This window comes from Dyadobacter endophyticus (genome assembly GCF_014641595.1).
GTDB lineage: Bacteria > Bacteroidota > Bacteroidia > Cytophagales > Spirosomataceae > Dyadobacter > Dyadobacter endophyticus.
Genome location: NZ_BMIA01000007.1, coordinates 95,895 through 112,089, shown reverse-complemented (window position 1 = coordinate 112,089; position 16,195 = coordinate 95,895). Strand labels below are relative to the sequence as shown.

Genomic DNA, 16,195 nt, shown 5'->3' with positions numbered 1-16,195 from the left:
GTTTAAAAAATTTTTGAAAAAGTGAACTGAAATATCTTTCTTTGTGGCGATTTTAACCAAAAAGTGATTATAAAATGTCAGCAATTGCAGAAAGAGTTAAGCAAATTATCGTCGAAAAACTCGGCGTAGAAGAGTCGGAGGTTACACCGGAAGCAAACTTCCAGAACGACTTGGGAGCGGACTCTCTAGACACCGTTGAGTTGATTATGGAATTCGAAAAAGAATTCAATCTTTCTATCCCTGACGATCAGGCAGAGAACATCGGTACAGTTGGTCAGGCTGTTGCATATCTGGAAGAAAACGTGAAGTAATCCGGTTTTTACCAGTACAATCTTCTATTTCTGTCCCAATTTTATGAGTTTTAAGCGAGTTGTAATTACAGGAATGGGCGCGTTGACGCCCGTTGGCAATGATGTTCCTACCTTTTGGTCAAATCTGGTTGCAGGCGTAAGCGGTGCAGCCCCCATCACGCGGTTCGATGCTGAAAAGTTTCGTACCCGTTTTGCGTGTGAAGTGAAAGGCCTGGACGTTACGAATTACATCCCAAGGCAAGAAGCCCGTAAAATGGACCCCTTTACACAATACGCCGTCATCGCGGCTGATGAAGCGATGAAGGACGCCGGCTTTGACGCAGATACGCTTGATCTCGACAAAGCCGGTGTAATTTGGGGCTCCGGTATCGGTGGCCTCAAAACTTTCGAGGAAGAAGTGATGAACTTCTCCGAGAACGGCAGGACACCCCGCTTCAATCCTTTCTTTATCCCGAAAATGATCGTCGACAGCGCCTCCGGCGTATTGTCGATCCGGTACGGTTTCCGGGGACCCAATTTTATCACCGTTTCGGCCTGTGCTTCGGCGACCAACGCATTGATCGATGCATTCAACTACATCAAACTCGGTTTGATGAACGTGTGTATCTCCGGCGGTTCGGAAGCGGCAGTTACGATTGCCGGTGTGGGCGGTTTCAATGCATTAAAGGCATTGTCCGAAAGAAACGATTCGCCTGAAACTGCCTCGCGTCCTTATGACAGGGACCGTGATGGTTTTGTGCTCGGAGAAGGTGGCGCAGCGCTTATTTTGGAAGAACTCGAACATGCGAAAGCACGCGGGGCCAACATTTACGCCGAAATGATCGGTGCCGGTATGTCTTCCGACGCCTATCACATCACAGCCCCGCATCCGGAAGGACTAGGAGCCTTTATTGTAATGAAAAATGCGATCGAAAACGCGGGTATCAAGCCTGAGGAAATCGATTACATCAATACCCACGGCACATCAACCCCGATCGGTGATCCGCAGGAGATCAAAGCCATAGAAAAATTCTTCGGCGAGCATGCATATGATCTGAATATCAGCTCTACGAAATCGATGACAGGGCATTTATTGGGAGGAGCAGGAGCCATCGAAGCTGCCGCCTGTATCATGGCGATCAAAGACCAGGTCGTGCCGCCTACCATTAACCACTTTACCGACGACCCGGAAATCAATCCGCGGTTGAAGCTGACATTCAATAAAGCTGAAAAACGTCGCGTAAATATCGCTTTGAGTAACACATTCGGTTTCGGAGGTCATAATGCATCAGTCGTTTTCAAAAAGTACGAAGACTGATTAAATCTCTACCATTGGCAAAGCGAATTCTTATACCGATTCTTTCCCTTTTCAGGACCGGAAGTGCTGAGGATAAAAAATTTAAGGAGTCGATCGCGCATGTCATTGGCGACAAGCCTTCCAATCTTGGCGTTTATCAGCTGGCTTTCAGGCACACCTCCGCTTCCCGCGAAACCGCAATCAAAGGTTTCAGGGAGTCGAACGAGCGTTTGGAATACCTGGGCGATGCGGTGCTGGGCATGGTGGTAGCAGAATTTCTTTTTACCAAATATCCCTACAAAGACGAAGGTTTCCTTACCGAAATTCGCTCACGGATCGTGAACCGCGAGTCGTTGAACCAGATTTCGCGTAAGCTGGGGCTCGACCGGTTGATCGAATACGATGGCAACCGCCGCGGGATGTCGCCCCGCTCATCCATGTATGGGGACGCGCTCGAAGCATTCGTAGGCGCTATTTATCTCGATAAGGGTTTCCGTTTTACGCGTACCTTTATTATCAGCAAGCTCATCACGCATTACGATCTGGACAACATTATCCAGAACAATGTAAACTTCAAAAGCCTCATTATCGAATGGGCGCAGCGCGAAGGCAAGGAAATCCGTTTTGAAATACTTGAAGAACGGGGCACCCGCCACCACCGCGAATTCATCTCCCAGATCCTCGTCAACGACGAGCCTTTTGCAACAGGTAATGGCTTTACCAAGAAGAAAGCCGAGCAGTCTGCCTCTGAGCAGGCCTGTGCCATCCTTGAATTGAAATAACCCTGCTTCCTGGTGAATATCCGCTCATTGGTTTTCCAATGGGCTAATGGCGTTTTTGTCATTTTTGTAAACATGAATCGGCCATTTTGTCTGTACTTTCTAATGTGTTTTTAGTAAAATCGGTCATTTTGGCGCTATTTTTTCAATTTTTCAAGCCCGGAACAGAAGTTGTTAAATAGAGGGCATAACCGTGAGGTTAAAAGAAAACAGAAAAACTAAAAACATAAAACCTTATAGCAATGAGCACATTAGTCAAACATTTCGCAGGTCCATCTTATTTGAACGGATTTTTTGGTAAGGATCTTTTTAACGAATACAACACGCCTGCATTTGCGGGCACCGTACCAGCTGTGAACGTGGTTGAAAACGAAGAAGGTTTCCGCATCGAAGTAGCGGCTCCGGGCCTTCAAAAATCAGACTTCAAACTGAACCTTGAAAAGAATCAACTGACCATTTCAGCTGAGAAAGAGCAGAAGGAAGAGAGCAAAAACGAGAAGTACACCAGGAAAGAATTTAAGTATTCATCTTTCCAAAGGACCTTCACTTTGCCTAATACCGTCGACGGCGACAGGATCGAGGCTAACTATGCCGATGGCATTCTAAGCATCGCTTTGCCGAAACGTGAGGAAGCGAAAGAAAAACCGGCCCGCCAGATCGAGATCGCTTAATCTGCCGGACTTACATAATGGGCGTTATTCGAAAGGATAACGCCTTTTTTTGTGAGACCAATGGATAATCGCCTGGCAGGATATTTTAGTAAATTCCCAAATCGAATATCTTTGTTAAAAGATGTTAAACGAATCTACGACGGGAATAATTTGTTAATCGATTTACGTTATTTGTCCATAAAAATATAACCCCAACATATGTCTATGAAAACAAATTGGAAAGGTTTGGTGTTGGTTGGGTTGATTTCAAGTGCGTCAACCATAGCTGGCCTCAAATTCCTGGCTCCTGATCATGATAAAGATGTGATTTTTAAAGAAGCGGCGTCTGAAAATATAGCACGTTTCACATCTGCAGGGGCGCCAGCGGGTGCTCCGGGCGACTTCGTTTATGCCGCCGAGGCTACCACACCAACAGTGGTCCATATTAAATCGACTATTACACGCCAACAATCCCGTGGGCAACAGCAGATCCCCGACATTTTCCGGGATTTCTTCGGTGACGATTTTGGTGGTGGCCAACGCGGCCCTCAGCAATCGGAAGCAACCGGTTCGGGTGTGATCATCTCTGGCGACGGGTACATCGTTACCAACAACCACGTGGTGGAAGGTGCGCAGGAGCTGGAAGTGACGCTGCATAACAAAAGCAAATTTCGCGCGAAAGTGATCGGTACAGACCCTTCCACGGATATTGCCGTGATTAAAATTGAAGGCAAAGATCTGCCAGCCGTAACGCTGGGTAACTCCGACGCGGTGAAAGTAGGGGAGTGGGTAGTGGCTGTTGGTAACCCTTTCAACCTCGAATCTACGGTAACAGCCGGTATCGTGAGTGCAAAAGGCCGGGGATTGGGTATTATCGGCCAATCACGCCGTAACCAAATGCAACCTACTGCGGCCACTGCCGGTGACTCACCGCTGGAATCATTCATTCAGACCGATGCCGTGGTGAACCCTGGCAACAGTGGTGGTGCATTGGTAAACCTGAAAGGCGAGCTGATCGGTATTAATACCGCCATTGCGAGCCCCACGGGTAGCTTCGCAGGCTACGCATTTGCGGTGCCTTCGAGCATTGTGAAAAAGGTATCGAGCGATCTGATCAAATTCGGTAATGTACAACGCGGGTATTTGGGAATCTCTCTTGACGACCTCGACAGCAGAAAAGCCGAAGAATATGGTGTGAAAGTAAATGACGGAGTTTACGTTCGTGATTTCACCGAAAATAGCGCAGCCAAAGCGGGCGGTGTTGCCAAAGGCGACGTGATTGTTAAAGTGGACGGTATGAACATCCACTCGATCCCAGAATTGCAGCAATCGATCGGGTTGCACAAGCCTGGCGATAAAGTGAATGTGACCGTGAACCGCGACGGCAAGGAAAAAGACCTGAGCATTACGTTGCGTAATCGCACAGGTGGTTCCGAAATCATCAAAAGAGACGAATCGGCTGCTGTAATGAGCTCGCTAGGTGCGCAGTTCGGTAACCTGAGCGATCAGGAAAAACAAAGACTATCGCGCTACAAAATCGATGGCGGTGTGAAAGTACTGTCTATCGACGGCGGCAAGTTCGCCCGTTCACAGGTGGAAGAAGGTTTCATTATCACCAAAGTTAACGGCAAAGCTGTCAAAACTGTGAAGGAATTTGAAGCTGCGATCGCAGGCAAAGAAGAATCGATGGTGCAGTTTGAGGGACTTTACCCTGACGCTCCTTACGATGTCTACTCATTCGGATTCAGATTGTAATAATTGAATGTATAAAGAAAGGGCTGCGATGATAATCATCGCAGCCCTTCTTGTTTTATAACCGTTGCTGTTAAAGCAAGAATTTCAGCTTAATCACCTCTTTCTCGGTCAGGAAACGCCACTTGCCACGTGGCAGGTCTTTTTTGTTCAGACCAGCGAAAACGGTACGGTCCAGTTTCTGAACTTCGTAGCCCAAATGCTCGAACATCCGGCGAACGATGCGGTTGCGGCCGCTGTGGATTTCAAGACCTACGACCTGAGCGTCCGGAGTAACCAAACCCACTTCGTCGGGACGGATAAACCCGTCTTCGAGTTCTACGCCGGCTTGCAGCTGCTCGAAATCCTCAGTAGTAATCGGCTTGTCGATTTCTGCCTGATAAATCTTCTTAATACCACTGGAAGGGTGCGTCAGCTTTTCAGCTAATTCGCCATCGTTAGTAAGCAACAACAGACCGGTCGTATTGCGGTCGAGGCGGCCTACCGGGTACACGCGCTCCGAGCATGCGCCCGCGATCAGGTCGAGCACGGTTTTGCGCTCTTCGGGATCGTCGGTGGTGGTTATATAATCCTTTGGCTTGTTGATCAGGATATACACCATTTTCTCAGGGTTCAATGCTTTCTTGCCGTATTTCACGACGTCGGTAGGACGCACTTTGTAACCCATTTCGGCAACGATCTTGCCATTAACCGAAATCTGGCCGGAAGAAATCAGGTCGTCGGCTTCGCGGCGGGAGCAAATACCCGCATTGGCGATGTACCGGTTGAGACGGATCTCATCGCCCTCTTCCTTGTCTTTATGCCTCGGTGATGCTTTCTTCTTTTGATCGTAGCTTTCCAGATTATAACGCGGTGCGGTTTCGTACCGGCCTACGCGTCTCTCCAACCCGCTGCGGTCCGGCTGCTGTTCGTCGTCCTGGAAACGGGAGCGGTAGGGTTTGTCCTCCCTATCGTCTTTTTTTTTAAATGAACCTTCATTCCGGTTGAATGAACGGCCGGGCCTATCGTCGCCCGAACGCTCCGCACGTGGCTTAAATTCACCTCCTTCTCTTTCGGAGCGCGGCTTAAACTCACGATCACCATTGTCTCTTTCGAGGCGCGGCTTGTCGAAGCCCGGCTTATCGAAGCCCGGCTTAAATTCACGCTCATTATTACCTCTTTCAGGCCTTGGTTTGAATTCACGGCTGCCGCTGTCTCTGTCGGATCTCGGTTTGAATTCACGGCTGCCGCTATCTCTGTCGGATCTCGGCTTATCGAAGCCCGGCTTGAATTCGCGGTCACCGTTGCCTCTTTCCGGGCGTGATTTGAAGTCGCGTGAATCTCTGTCCGGACGTGGCCTGAACTCGCGTTCGTCGTTATCCCTGTCGAAACGGGGTTTCAACTCACGATTGCGGTCTCCGCCACCGAATCCGGCTCTTTCAGGACGATCAGCAAATGGTTTTCTGTCACCAGGGCGGTCGCCGGAGCGGAAGTCTTTTTTGAAACTGCGGTCGGCAGAATCGCCTTCACGACGGAACGGGCGCTGGCTGTCGCCGCGGTCTGATCCGTATTTCTTGAAATCGGGCTTGTCGAAGCGAGGCTTGTCAAATCGTGGCTTACCGAATCCAGGCTTATCGAAGCCCGGCTTACCGAAGCCTGAGCGATCGTCGCGTGGCTTCTCATGATCGAAGCTCGGACGTGCTTTCTGGCCTCTGTTTTCGGATGGAGCTGAAAATTTCAGACTGGATTTTTTTACGCTGGGCTTGCTGAACCGGCTTTCGGTCTCAGGCTTAGTGCGTTTGAAGTAGCCGCCTCCACCTTTGGAGCCTCCGGCTGATGGGCGGGAACTGTTGCCGCCTTTTGAATTGCTTCTGTTTCTCATTAGGAATGCAGTATCACTACTGGATTTATTTCCTCTTACAAATTTACCTTGTAACCGATTAGTGCTTTAATTCGCACAAAATGGTATGAATTGCCACTAAAACTGGTTAGCCAACGTATCTGATGGTCGGAGTACTAGTGTTTAAAAAATTAGCCTGCAAAGATACATGAATTTTTCCGGGTAAAAATTTTCGAACGTGTTTATGTCAGAAATGATATGCAAACGTTTATAAGTACTATCGGAGAAAATGCCGCAAAAACAGCGATTTTTACCTAACTAAACCTTCATTAACAATTGTATTATGTCAGCTGACGCACAGGCGCAACCTTTGTGGAAACCGGGAAGGACCCTGTTGGAGCAGTCCAATCTGAAAAAGTATATGGACTGGCTTTTTGTCAAAAAGGGCCTCTATTTCCGTTCCTATCACGATCTCTGGGAGTGGTCGGTGACCGACTTGGAAGATTTCTGGGAAAGTCTTTGGAATTACTTCAATATCAAATCGCACGATCTGTACCTGGAAGTGCTGCAAAAGCCATTGAATGGCCTGATCGGGACGCGCTGGTTTACGCGCTCGAAGCTGAATTATGCCGAACATATTTTCAGGAATAAAACAAAAGACCGTCCGGCGATCCTCTTCCAGTCGGAAAAATCGGAACTCGTTGAAATATCCTGGGAAACGCTCGAAACGCAGGTGGCAGCCGTATCCACCTGGCTGAAACAACGCGGTGTGAAGCCGGGAGACCGCGTTGCGGCGGTACTGCCCAATATTCCGCAGGCGGTAGTCGCGTTTCTGGCGACGAATGCGGTAGGCGCAGTGTGGTCGTCGTGCTCGCCCGACTTTGGAAAACCGGCCATTACCGAGCGCTTCTTACAGATCGAGCCGAAGGTTTTGTTTACTGTGGACGGCTACGCTTATAACGGCAAAAGCTATGACATTACCGCCTTCGCCGGCGAGCTCTCCGCGGCATTGCCCAGCGTGAAAGACACGGTGCTGATCGATAATATATTTTCAGAAACGCGTCCAGACCGCTTCACCGCCTGGGATGACATTCTGCATTTTGAAAACTTCGGTATAGATTTCGAACCGGTACCGTTCGATCACCCGATCTGGATTCTTTACTCTTCCGGTACGACTGCCAAACCCAAAGCCATTACTCATAGCGTCGGCGGCTGCCTGATCGAGCATATGAAAGCACTAATGCTGCATCAGAATGTAAAGCCGGGAGACCGGTATTTCTGGTATTCCACCACCGGCTGGATGATGTGGAACTACGCCATGAGCTCTTTGCTTTGCGGAGCCACATTGGTGATGTACGACGGTGCCCCGGCCTATCCGTCGTCGCAAGTGCTCTGGACACTGGCCGAAAAGGCGCGCATCACACATTTCGGCAGCGGGGCAGCATTCTTTATTGCTTCCATGAAAAGCGGCGTCAGCATTACTTCTGAGCGGCTGAGCCACCTCGAAACGATTGGTTCTACGGGCTCGCCGCTGCCACCGGAAGCATTTGAATGGATTTACAAACAAGTCAAAAAGGACGTTTGGCTGATCTCCCTGAGCGGGGGCACGGACGTGTGCAGCGCGTTTGTAGGGGGGTGCCCGCTCCTGCCTGTGTACGCAGGAGAGATCCAGTGCAGGATGCTGGGGGCGAGAATAGAAGCTTTTGACGAGGACGGGAAACCGGTGTTGAATGAGTTGGGTGAAATGGTTATTACGCAGCCCATGCCGTCGATGCCAATCTATTTCTGGAATGACGAACACGATGAAAAATACATTTCCAGCTATTTCGAAATGTACCCGCACGTGTGGCGACATGGCGACTGGATCAAGATTACGGACCGGAAATCGGTGATTATTTACGGCCGCTCCGATGCCACTTTGAACCGCGGTGGCGTCCGCATCGGGACCGCGGAAATTTACCGGGCAGTCGAAAGCATTCCGGATGTGAAGGACAGCCTGGCCGTTTACCTCGAAAAATCGAACGGTGAGGGTACGATCTCTCTTTTTGTCGTCCTGGCAAAAGACAAGGAATTGACCGACGAGTTGAAAAAGCAGATCAGGGACACACTGCGGACCCAATACAGCCCACGCCACGTGCCGGATACCATTGAGCAGGTGGGCGATATCCCTTATACGATCAATGGCAAAAAGATGGAGGCGCCTATGAAACGGATACTCATGGGGCAGGATCCGGCGAAGTGCATTAATATCGATACGATGCGCAATCCCGAATCACTTAAAGCATTTATCTAGAAATACGTGCTGTTGGTATGTTAACGCCCTGCATTCATTTGCATTAGGCAACCAAAATTGTTTAATTCACGTTGGGGAAATATCCAATTCCCGCGACGCCAGCCCATACTCCTAATTTTTACAGGTATGAATTCACATAGCCCCCAACCCCCCATCCAGAACTCGAAATCCGTAGTTCGTTTGCCTATCATCATTGCCATCACGCTGGCGGCAGGAGTGCTGCTCGGGAGTACATTTTTCAGCGGGGGCAAGAAGCTTTCGGACGTTGCAAAGGGCTATGGCAAGTTCAGGGAAGTACTGATGCTGGTGGAAAATAACTACGTGGATTCAGTAAATACCGACGAGCTGGTCGATTTCTCGATCTCCAAAATGCTCGAAAAACTCGACCCGCACACGGCCTATTTCAATGCCGAGGAAGCTACGGCGGCACGGTCGCAGCTGGAATCCGGTTTCGACGGCATTGGCGTTGAATTTAATATTTATAACGATACGGTTTATGTGGTAACGCCATTGAGCGGCGGGCCTTCCGAGGCCGCCGGTATTCAGAGTGGCGACCGCATTATTTCTGTTAATAAAGAAAACTTGTCGGGCCCCGGAGTTACCAATGCGCAGGTTTACAAGCTATTGCGTGGTAAGAGAGGAACGAAAGTCGATCTGGCGATCGAACGGGTCGGGTTGAAGGACAAAATGAATTTTGCCGTGGTCCGCGACCGTATTCCGACCTATTCGGTGGATGCATCCTACATGGTGGACCAGGAAATTGGCTACATTAAAGTAAGCCGCTTCTCGGAAACCACATTCGACGAATTCAAATCCGCATTGAAAACATTGAAGGCCAGTGGATTGAAAAACCTCATCCTTGACCTTCGCGGCAATCCCGGCGGCTACATGGAGCGCGCCACGAGTATGGCCGACGAATTTATCGCCGGTGATAAGTTGCTGGTTTATACGGAAGGTAAAGACAGCCGGTTCGATCGTAAAACCCGCTCGCATGTAGACGGTCTTTTTGAACAAGGGCCACTGATCGTGCTCGTTGACGAAGGCAGTGCATCAGCCTCCGAAATTCTCGCCGGCGCCTTACAGGATCACGATCGTGCATTGGTTGTCGGACGCAGGTCATATGGGAAAGGCCTGGTACAAATGCCGATCAAACTGTCTGACGGCTCCGAGCTGCGCCTGACCATTTCGCGCTACTATACGCCAAGTGGCCGCAGCATTCAGAAGCCCTATGAAATGGGTAAGGGTGAAGATTACAGCCAAGACCTGACGCACCGTTACGAAAGCGGGGAGCTTTTCAATGCCGACAGCATCAAATTTGATAAAACCAAGATTTATAAAACCGACGGCGGCCGCGTCGTGTACGGTGGAGGCGGTATTACCCCGGATATTTTTGTTGCAAAAGATACTTTGATGAACAGCAAATACCTGTTTGAGTTGTATTCCAAAAACATTATTCGTGAATATGCGCTGCGCTATGCCAACGAAAACCAGAAAAAACTTGAAAAGCAGCCGTTCAAGGAATTCCTGAAATCCTTCCAGGTGTCGGATGTAATGCTGGCCGAGTTGGTGAAAGACGCTTCGAAGGCGGGTATCAAGCCGAATGAAAAAGAACTGAACCTTTCCAAATCGCTCATTACCTCGCAAACCAAGGCGATTATCGGTCGCTATGTGTGGGGAAGAAAGCAAAAGAGCGGTCTGAACAACGAGGTATTTCAGGTTCTAAACCCGGGCGATAATGTTTATCAACAGGCGGTACAACTTTTCAATCAGGCGGCGCAGCTGGAAAAAGGGGAGTTCAGCAGCCTGAATATTCCTAAAAACAAAAAGTAAATTCACTCCACACCATTCACTCAATGTCCCGTATTGCATTTATTACCGGAGCTACATCCGGTATCGGTAAGGCCACGGCAGAAGCATTTGCCGGCGCTGGAATAGACCTTATTTTGTGCGGCCGCCGCCAGGAGCGTCTCGACGAAGTTGCCCTTGAACTGGCTTCAAAAGTAAAGGTGACCACACTCTTGTTTGACGTTCGTGACAAGGGTGGAGTGCTGGCAGCAGTAGGTTCGTTGCCCGACGAGTGGAAAAACATCGACATCCTGGTCAACAATGCAGGCAATGCCCACGGCCTCGGCACGCTCGACGAAGGCGATACCGACGACTGGGACGCGATGATCGATGGCAATGTAAAAGGGCTTCTCTACGTTTCGAAAGCCATTATTCCACTGCTCCTCGAACGCGGCAAAGGGCATATTGTAAACATCAGCTCCATTGCCGGGAAGCAAACCTACGCGAATGGTGCGGTCTACTGCGCTTCAAAGGCCGCCGTGGAGGTCATCAGCGAGGGAATGCGCCTTGAACTCACACAGCACGGCATCAAGACAACTAATGTGGCGCCGGGCGCCGTCGAGACTGAATTTTCGCTTGTCCGCTTTAAAGGTGATGAAGATAGGGCCGAAAAGGTGTACCAGGGTTTCGATCCGTTGCAACCCGGTGACATCGCCGATGCGATCCTGTACGCCGTCAATGCGCCTGACCGCGTTACGATTGCGGATATTACCATCCTGGCCGGAGCCCAGTCGGCAGCCACCGTGATCCATCGTAAATAGAATTTTATTTGGTTTTTGGCCATAGTTTGGCCGGGAATCGATACCTTTATCATTCTTTTTTAGCCCCGACTTATTGTTTATACAAGTCGGGGACATTTTGAATGCCTATGAAAAGTTTCGACCAGAATTCTTCCGCCGAATCTACGGCCGCCGTGGATACAACAGCAGCTTCCGCTTCCCAGACAGTATTTCCAATTCTTCTGGCGCTAAGTTTCTCTCACTTGCTGAACGACACAATGCAATCCCTCATTCCGTCGATTTATCCGATGGTGAAGGAGTCGTTTCATTTGAGTTTTTCGCAGATCGGGCTCATTACATTTACATTCCAGGTGAGTGCGTCTGTATTTCAGCCGCTTGTAGGCTCATATACGGACAAAAGGCCTCAGCCTTATGCATTGGCAGTCGGCATGTGTTTTACTTTGCTGGGGCTCGTATCGCTTTCAATGGCAAACAGCTTTCAGATTGTATTGCTTTCCGTAGGTCTTATCGGGATTGGATCGGCGGTATTCCACCCCGAAGCTTCGCGCGTGGCGCGCATGGCATCCGGGGGCAAGCACGGGATGGCGCAATCGCTTTTTCAGGTGGGGGGTAATGCGGGCAGCTCGCTTGGGCCATTGCTGGCGGCGCTGATATTGCTGCCTTATGGCCGCTTCCAGGTGATCTGGTTTTCGCTGGTGGCGTTGCTGGCTATTGTTATCCTTTCGTGGGTAGGCGGCTGGTACAAGCAAAATCTGACCACGGTTGTCAAAAAAGCGACCGGCGCAGTAAAGCAGGAAACCACTTTGTCGAAATCCAAAGTGGTAGTTTCGATAGGTATTCTGCTCCTGCTGATCTTCTCGAAATACATTTATATGGCCAGCATTTCGAGCTACTTCACCTTTTACCTGATCGACAAATTCGGCGTGTCCATTCAGAGCTCGCAGATTTACTTGTTTGCTTTTCTGTTTGCGGTAGCGGCAGGGACATTCATTGGCGGGCCGGTAGGCGACCGGATCGGTCGTAAGTATGTGATCTGGATATCTATTCTTGGCGCGGCGCCATTTGCGTTGCTGTTGCCTTACGTCGACCTGTTCTGGACGGGTGTATTAAGCTGCATTATCGGTCTGATCTTATCTTCCGCATTCTCGGCAATCCTTGTGTACGCGCAGGAATTGATTCCCGGCAAAGTAGGAATGATCGCTGGCTTGTTCTTCGGTTTTGCATTCGGCATCGCCGGCATCGGTTCGGCCATTCTTGGTACGGTAGCTGATAAGACCAGTATTGAATATGTTTTCTGGATCTGCTCGTTTTTGCCGCTGATTGGTTTGTTGACCGGGTTCTTGCCGAATTTGGAGAAGAAACATTAATCACTAATCCTCAAAATTAACGCAGGATCAGGACATAAATCCAAATAATAGTCCCGATCCGCAGCATGGCAGACGCCGGGGAAGTCGCCCTTGTAATCTCCCATGTTCCGAATAATCTGGAAATGTATATGCGGCGGCCAGTCGCCATTTTCAGGGTAGGGGCCGATGGCGGCGAGGTGTTCGCCGGCTTTAATCGTTTTGCCTTCGAACAAACCTTCCAGTGAGTTTAGCGATAAATGCCCGTATAGCGTGAAAAACGGGATTCCGTCCAGTTCGTGTGCAAGGATAATGGTAGGGCCATAATCTCCATAATGGTTGTTGAAAGCAAAGCTATGCACCGTCGCATCCAGTGGTGCGTAAAGCGGCGTGCCGGCATCCGTCCAGATATCGACGCCCAGGTGAATGCTGCGGGGCTTTTCGCTGTCGGCTGTGAAGTGTTTCCGATGCCGGTAAATGACCCGGTTTTCGCCGTAGCCGCCGATGCCATTATAAGCATTGCCCGCTAAAAGCTCCTGAAAAACATAATCGGAGAAATCACGCGTTTCCGACAGGTCACGCGTCAGCAAATCTGCATTGCCAGCCGTAAAATCCAGCTTGCGATACGGTTTGCCGTTCTGTACAATAGCAGAGAATGCGGGGTGTTGGCGAAGCAATTCGGTGAGTTCAGCCATTTTTCAAAGGTTAGAAAACAAATCAGGCAAGCCGTTATGACCTGCCTGATTCATTATGCATTATTTAGGATCGAGCGCCTGCTTGATTCTCTGGGACACATCCTGCAAATGGTACCGCGTATTCTTGTCGGTGCTTTTCGCGATGGCCGCATTTACAGTCGTTTTCAATTGCTCCAAATGCGCACGGGCAATAGACGGTAAGTCGGTTTTTTCAAGTTCTACCGAGCGGGTCGAGAAGCCGTAGGTAATGCCTACCGGAATGGACTGGACATTAGCCCGGCCCGGTTTCAGTAAGGAAACCAGCTTTTCGGCATACACTTTTTGAAGATTCCTGCGGTAAAGGTCAATCGGCTTGCCGGTTTTGGCTTCCGACCATATTCCCGCTTCCAGATCGGTAAAAAGATCGTCGAGCGTGTAATTTTTGGCAGAAATACCTGTTTCCATCAGTCGTACCGCGCGGTCGCCGGCGAAAAGGGCTGTTAATGCATATTCCTGCAATGCTTTCACTGCCTCCATACCGGTTTCAGGCTTCGTTTTGTTCAGGATATTCTGGTCCAGAAGCCAGGTTGGCGTCTTGAAAAGCTGCGCATTCAAAAAGTCGATCGCTTCTTTTTGCGTGGCTTTGGGAACGGTCGTGAAAGTCGGGCCTTCCATATCGTAGGTAGTCGGTGTGTCGTAAATACCGCCTACATTTTTGATCACGTGGCCCAGGTAGCGGCGGTATTGCGTTACCACATTGCCATAAATTTCATCCAGTTCTTTATAGCTTTCGCCGTCTTCCTTGCTCCATTCGATCAGGTTCGGGATAATGCGTTTCAGGTTTTTGATACCATATTCCGAAGCTTTCATGGCATTATCACTCAAATCTTCGGTCTGGTAGCGTGGGTCGTACGGGCTGATTTCCGTTCCAAAATGCAGGCGGTTGTCCTGGTAAGCCGCTTTGGTCAGGCTATTCAGCGCCAGCTTTTCGGATTGGGCATCTTTGGCGTCCGGGAAGTTGCTGTAACCCCATTGAATGGCCCATTTGTCGTAGTCGCCGATGCGTGGGAAGAGGTTGGTAATACCGTCTTCCGGCTGTGCCACGTAATTGAAACGCGCATAATCCATAATGGAGGAGGTATGGCCGTGTTCTTCAACCCAAGCCTTGTCGCGTAGCTTTTCAACCGGCGTTGCCGAGCTGGCGCCCATGTTGTGGCGCAAGCCAAGCGTATGCCCAATCTCGTGCGACGATACAAAACGAACGAGCTGGCCCATTAATTCATCATCAAATTTCTTGGTACGGGCTTTGGGGTCTACGGCCGCGGCCTGGATAATATACCAGTTGCGTAGCAGGCGCATTACGTTATGGTACCAGCCAATGTGGCTTTCGAGGATCTCGCCACTGCGCGGGTCGTGCACATTAGGCCCGTAAGCATTCTGTATATCGGCCGCGAAATAGCGGATTACCGAGTAGCGGGCATCTTCGAGGCTCATTGTGGTGTCGCTTTCAGGCCAATACTCGCCACGAATGGCGTTTTTCCAGCCCGCTTTTTCAAATGCAACCTGCCAGTCGTCGACACCGGCTTTGAGGTATTTGCGCCATTTCTCGGGTGTCGCCGGGTCAATGTAATAAACGATCGGTTTTTTAGGCTCGATCAGTTCGCCGTTTTTTTGTTTGCGGGCGTCTTCGGCATTTTTTGGTTCGAGGCGCCATCTTACGGCAAAAACCTCCGTGTCGGAACGGTGCGATTCCTCGCTGAAAGTGGCATATTGATTGGCAAAATAACCAACCCGACTATCGAAAATGCGTTTTTTCATCGGCGACTTCGGCAGCAGGATCAGCGAGGAGTTCATTTCAAATGTTACAACCCCGGCATCCAGGCCGGAAGGGAGGTACTGACCGACCGAAGGGACCGGTGTGGGTGTCAGCACCTGGGGCGTCACATTGAACGTCTTGATCGTCCGGATTTCGGTATTAATCGGGTAAGTACAGATTTTGGAAATAAAGGAGGCTTCTTTTTTGAACGCTGCAAGTTTCAGCAATTGTTTGCTGACGGAACTTAACGAGAATACCTGGTTATCGGAGTTGAAAAACTCGGTAACATCGATCACCGAGGATTTCTCCGGGTCTTTTTTCACGGCTTTAATATCAAAAACACCGATAATAGGGTCGGAATTGGAGTTTTTGACGGCCTGGAAAATAGGTTTGGTGCTGTCGGGGCTGGTCACAACGATCGTCACAGAGCGCAGCAGAAGGTTATTATCCATTCCCCTTTCCCAACGGATCATCTGGCGGTTCACTTCCTCACCGCCGAAGATTCCTCCGCCTGCCGCGGTTTTGGAATATCGGGTAACAGCCATAATATCGCGGTTCAGAAGTGAATCGGCGATTTCGAAATACCATTTGTCTTCCACCTTATGAACGGAAATCATGCCTTTCTGGCTGATTGCATTGGTACTGTCGATCAGATCTTTGAATGCCTTCGGGCCTTTCTTTTTGTCGTCTTTCAGCTTGTCTTTTACCGCGGATGCCACCGCGTCGACGGCCTTGTCGATCTTGACATCTTCTTGTTTGTCTTTCTTTTTCTTTCGTTGCGCGTGGGCGTCGTGCATATACACGAATGCCAGCGTCGCGAGGAGAAGGTAACGCATTAATCTCATAGAGTTGGTTTTGGGATAAAGTATAAAGGTGTAATAAATGAGTTGTTGGGTG

12 protein-coding genes are annotated in these 16,195 nt (G+C 49.7%); 9 read left to right on the top strand and 3 right to left on the bottom strand.

Going from position 1 to position 16,195, the window contains the following annotated elements; all coding sequences use genetic code 11:
* Window positions 1-74: 74 nt before the first annotated feature.
* From IEY24_RS30790 to IEY24_RS30770, 5 genes are all read left to right on the top strand, one after another.
* The gene (locus tag IEY24_RS30790; RefSeq protein WP_015813362.1) at window positions 75-311 is read left to right on the top strand and encodes an acyl carrier protein; all 237 of its coding nucleotides are present in this window, start codon (window positions 75-77) and stop codon (window positions 309-311) included.
* Window positions 312-354: 43 nt separating this feature from the next.
* On the top strand, window positions 355-1,608 hold the full coding sequence (gene fabF / locus IEY24_RS30785) for a beta-ketoacyl-ACP synthase II (RefSeq protein WP_188939137.1): 1,254 nt from the start codon (window positions 355-357) through the stop codon (window positions 1,606-1,608).
* Window positions 1,609-1,622: 14 nt separating this feature from the next.
* A complete protein-coding gene (gene rnc, locus IEY24_RS30780; protein ID WP_188939136.1) occupies window positions 1,623-2,369 on the top strand; it encodes a ribonuclease III in 747 nt (248 codons plus the stop codon).
* Window positions 2,370-2,608: 239 nt separating this feature from the next.
* The gene (locus IEY24_RS30775; RefSeq protein WP_188939135.1) at window positions 2,609-3,037 is read left to right on the top strand and encodes an Hsp20/alpha crystallin family protein; all 429 of its coding nucleotides are present in this window, start codon (window positions 2,609-2,611) and stop codon (window positions 3,035-3,037) included.
* 204 nt (window positions 3,038-3,241) lie between these two features.
* Window positions 3,242-4,771 (top strand): Do family serine endopeptidase, encoded by a 1,530-nt coding sequence (locus IEY24_RS30770; protein ID WP_188939134.1) that lies wholly within the window; start codon window positions 3,242-3,244, stop codon window positions 4,769-4,771.
* Between the two features lie 70 nt (window positions 4,772-4,841).
* Here the strand turns inward: IEY24_RS30770 and IEY24_RS30765 are convergent, their stop codons facing one another.
* Entirely contained in the window at window positions 4,842-6,629 is a 1,788-nt protein-coding gene (locus IEY24_RS30765) for a pseudouridine synthase (RefSeq protein WP_188939133.1), read from the bottom strand.
* A gap of 301 nt (window positions 6,630-6,930) precedes the next feature.
* On the opposite strand from IEY24_RS30765, the gene IEY24_RS30760 reads away from it, so the two are divergent.
* The 4 genes from IEY24_RS30760 to IEY24_RS30745 all read left to right on the top strand — a co-directional run bounded on the left by IEY24_RS30760 (window position 6,931) and on the right by IEY24_RS30745 (window position 12,832).
* On the top strand, window positions 6,931-8,880 hold the full coding sequence (locus tag IEY24_RS30760; RefSeq protein WP_188939132.1) for an acetoacetate--CoA ligase: 1,950 nt from the start codon (window positions 6,931-6,933) through the stop codon (window positions 8,878-8,880).
* A gap of 126 nt (window positions 8,881-9,006) precedes the next feature.
* Complete coding sequence (locus tag IEY24_RS30755) at window positions 9,007-10,710, top strand: S41 family peptidase (protein ID WP_188939131.1); 1,704 nt, start codon at window positions 9,007-9,009, stop codon at window positions 10,708-10,710.
* Between the two features lie 23 nt (window positions 10,711-10,733).
* Complete coding sequence (locus IEY24_RS30750) at window positions 10,734-11,486, top strand: SDR family NAD(P)-dependent oxidoreductase (protein WP_188939130.1); 753 nt, start codon at window positions 10,734-10,736, stop codon at window positions 11,484-11,486.
* 107 nt (window positions 11,487-11,593) lie between these two features.
* Window positions 11,594-12,832 (top strand): MFS transporter, encoded by a 1,239-nt coding sequence (locus IEY24_RS30745; protein ID WP_229223368.1) that lies wholly within the window; start codon window positions 11,594-11,596, stop codon window positions 12,830-12,832.
* On the opposite strand, the gene IEY24_RS30740 is transcribed toward IEY24_RS30745, so the two are convergent.
* Window positions 12,829-13,503: a peptidoglycan DD-metalloendopeptidase family protein gene (locus IEY24_RS30740; protein ID WP_188939129.1), complete on the bottom strand. Its 675-nt coding sequence runs from the start codon at window positions 13,501-13,503 to the stop codon at window positions 12,829-12,831. The genes IEY24_RS30745 and IEY24_RS30740 overlap by 4 nt on opposite strands.
* A gap of 60 nt (window positions 13,504-13,563) precedes the next feature.
* Window positions 13,564-16,134 (bottom strand): zinc-dependent metalloprotease, encoded by a 2,571-nt coding sequence (locus IEY24_RS30735; protein ID WP_229223367.1) that lies wholly within the window; start codon window positions 16,132-16,134, stop codon window positions 13,564-13,566.
* Window positions 16,135-16,195: the final 61 nt, after the last annotated feature.

Bases quoted from the DNA above. Each gene is read 5' to 3' on its own strand.
- IEY24_RS30750 (WP_188939130.1), top strand. From the start codon at position 10,734: ATGTCCCGTATTGCATTTATTACCGGAGCTACATCCGGTATCGGTAAG.
- IEY24_RS30770 (WP_188939134.1), top strand. From the start codon at position 3,242: ATGAAAACAAATTGGAAAGGTTTGGTGTTGGTTGGGTTGATTTCAAGT.
- IEY24_RS30775 (WP_188939135.1), top strand. From the start codon at position 2,609: ATGAGCACATTAGTCAAACATTTCGCAGGTCCATCTTATTTGAACGGA.
- IEY24_RS30760 (WP_188939132.1), top strand. From the start codon at position 6,931: ATGTCAGCTGACGCACAGGCGCAACCTTTGTGGAAACCGGGAAGGACC.
- IEY24_RS30735 (WP_229223367.1), bottom strand. From the start codon at position 16,134: ATGCGTTACCTTCTCCTCGCGACGCTGGCATTCGTGTATATGCACGAC.
- IEY24_RS30765 (WP_188939133.1), bottom strand. From the start codon at position 6,629: ATGAGAAACAGAAGCAATTCAAAAGGCGGCAACAGTTCCCGCCCATCA.
- IEY24_RS30755 (WP_188939131.1), top strand. From the start codon at position 9,007: ATGAATTCACATAGCCCCCAACCCCCCATCCAGAACTCGAAATCCGTA.
- IEY24_RS30740 (WP_188939129.1), bottom strand. From the start codon at position 13,503: ATGGCTGAACTCACCGAATTGCTTCGCCAACACCCCGCATTCTCTGCT.
- IEY24_RS30745 (WP_229223368.1), top strand. From the start codon at position 11,594: ATGAAAAGTTTCGACCAGAATTCTTCCGCCGAATCTACGGCCGCCGTG.
- IEY24_RS30790 (WP_015813362.1), top strand. From the start codon at position 75: ATGTCAGCAATTGCAGAAAGAGTTAAGCAAATTATCGTCGAAAAACTC.
- fabF (WP_188939137.1), top strand. From the start codon at position 355: ATGAGTTTTAAGCGAGTTGTAATTACAGGAATGGGCGCGTTGACGCCC.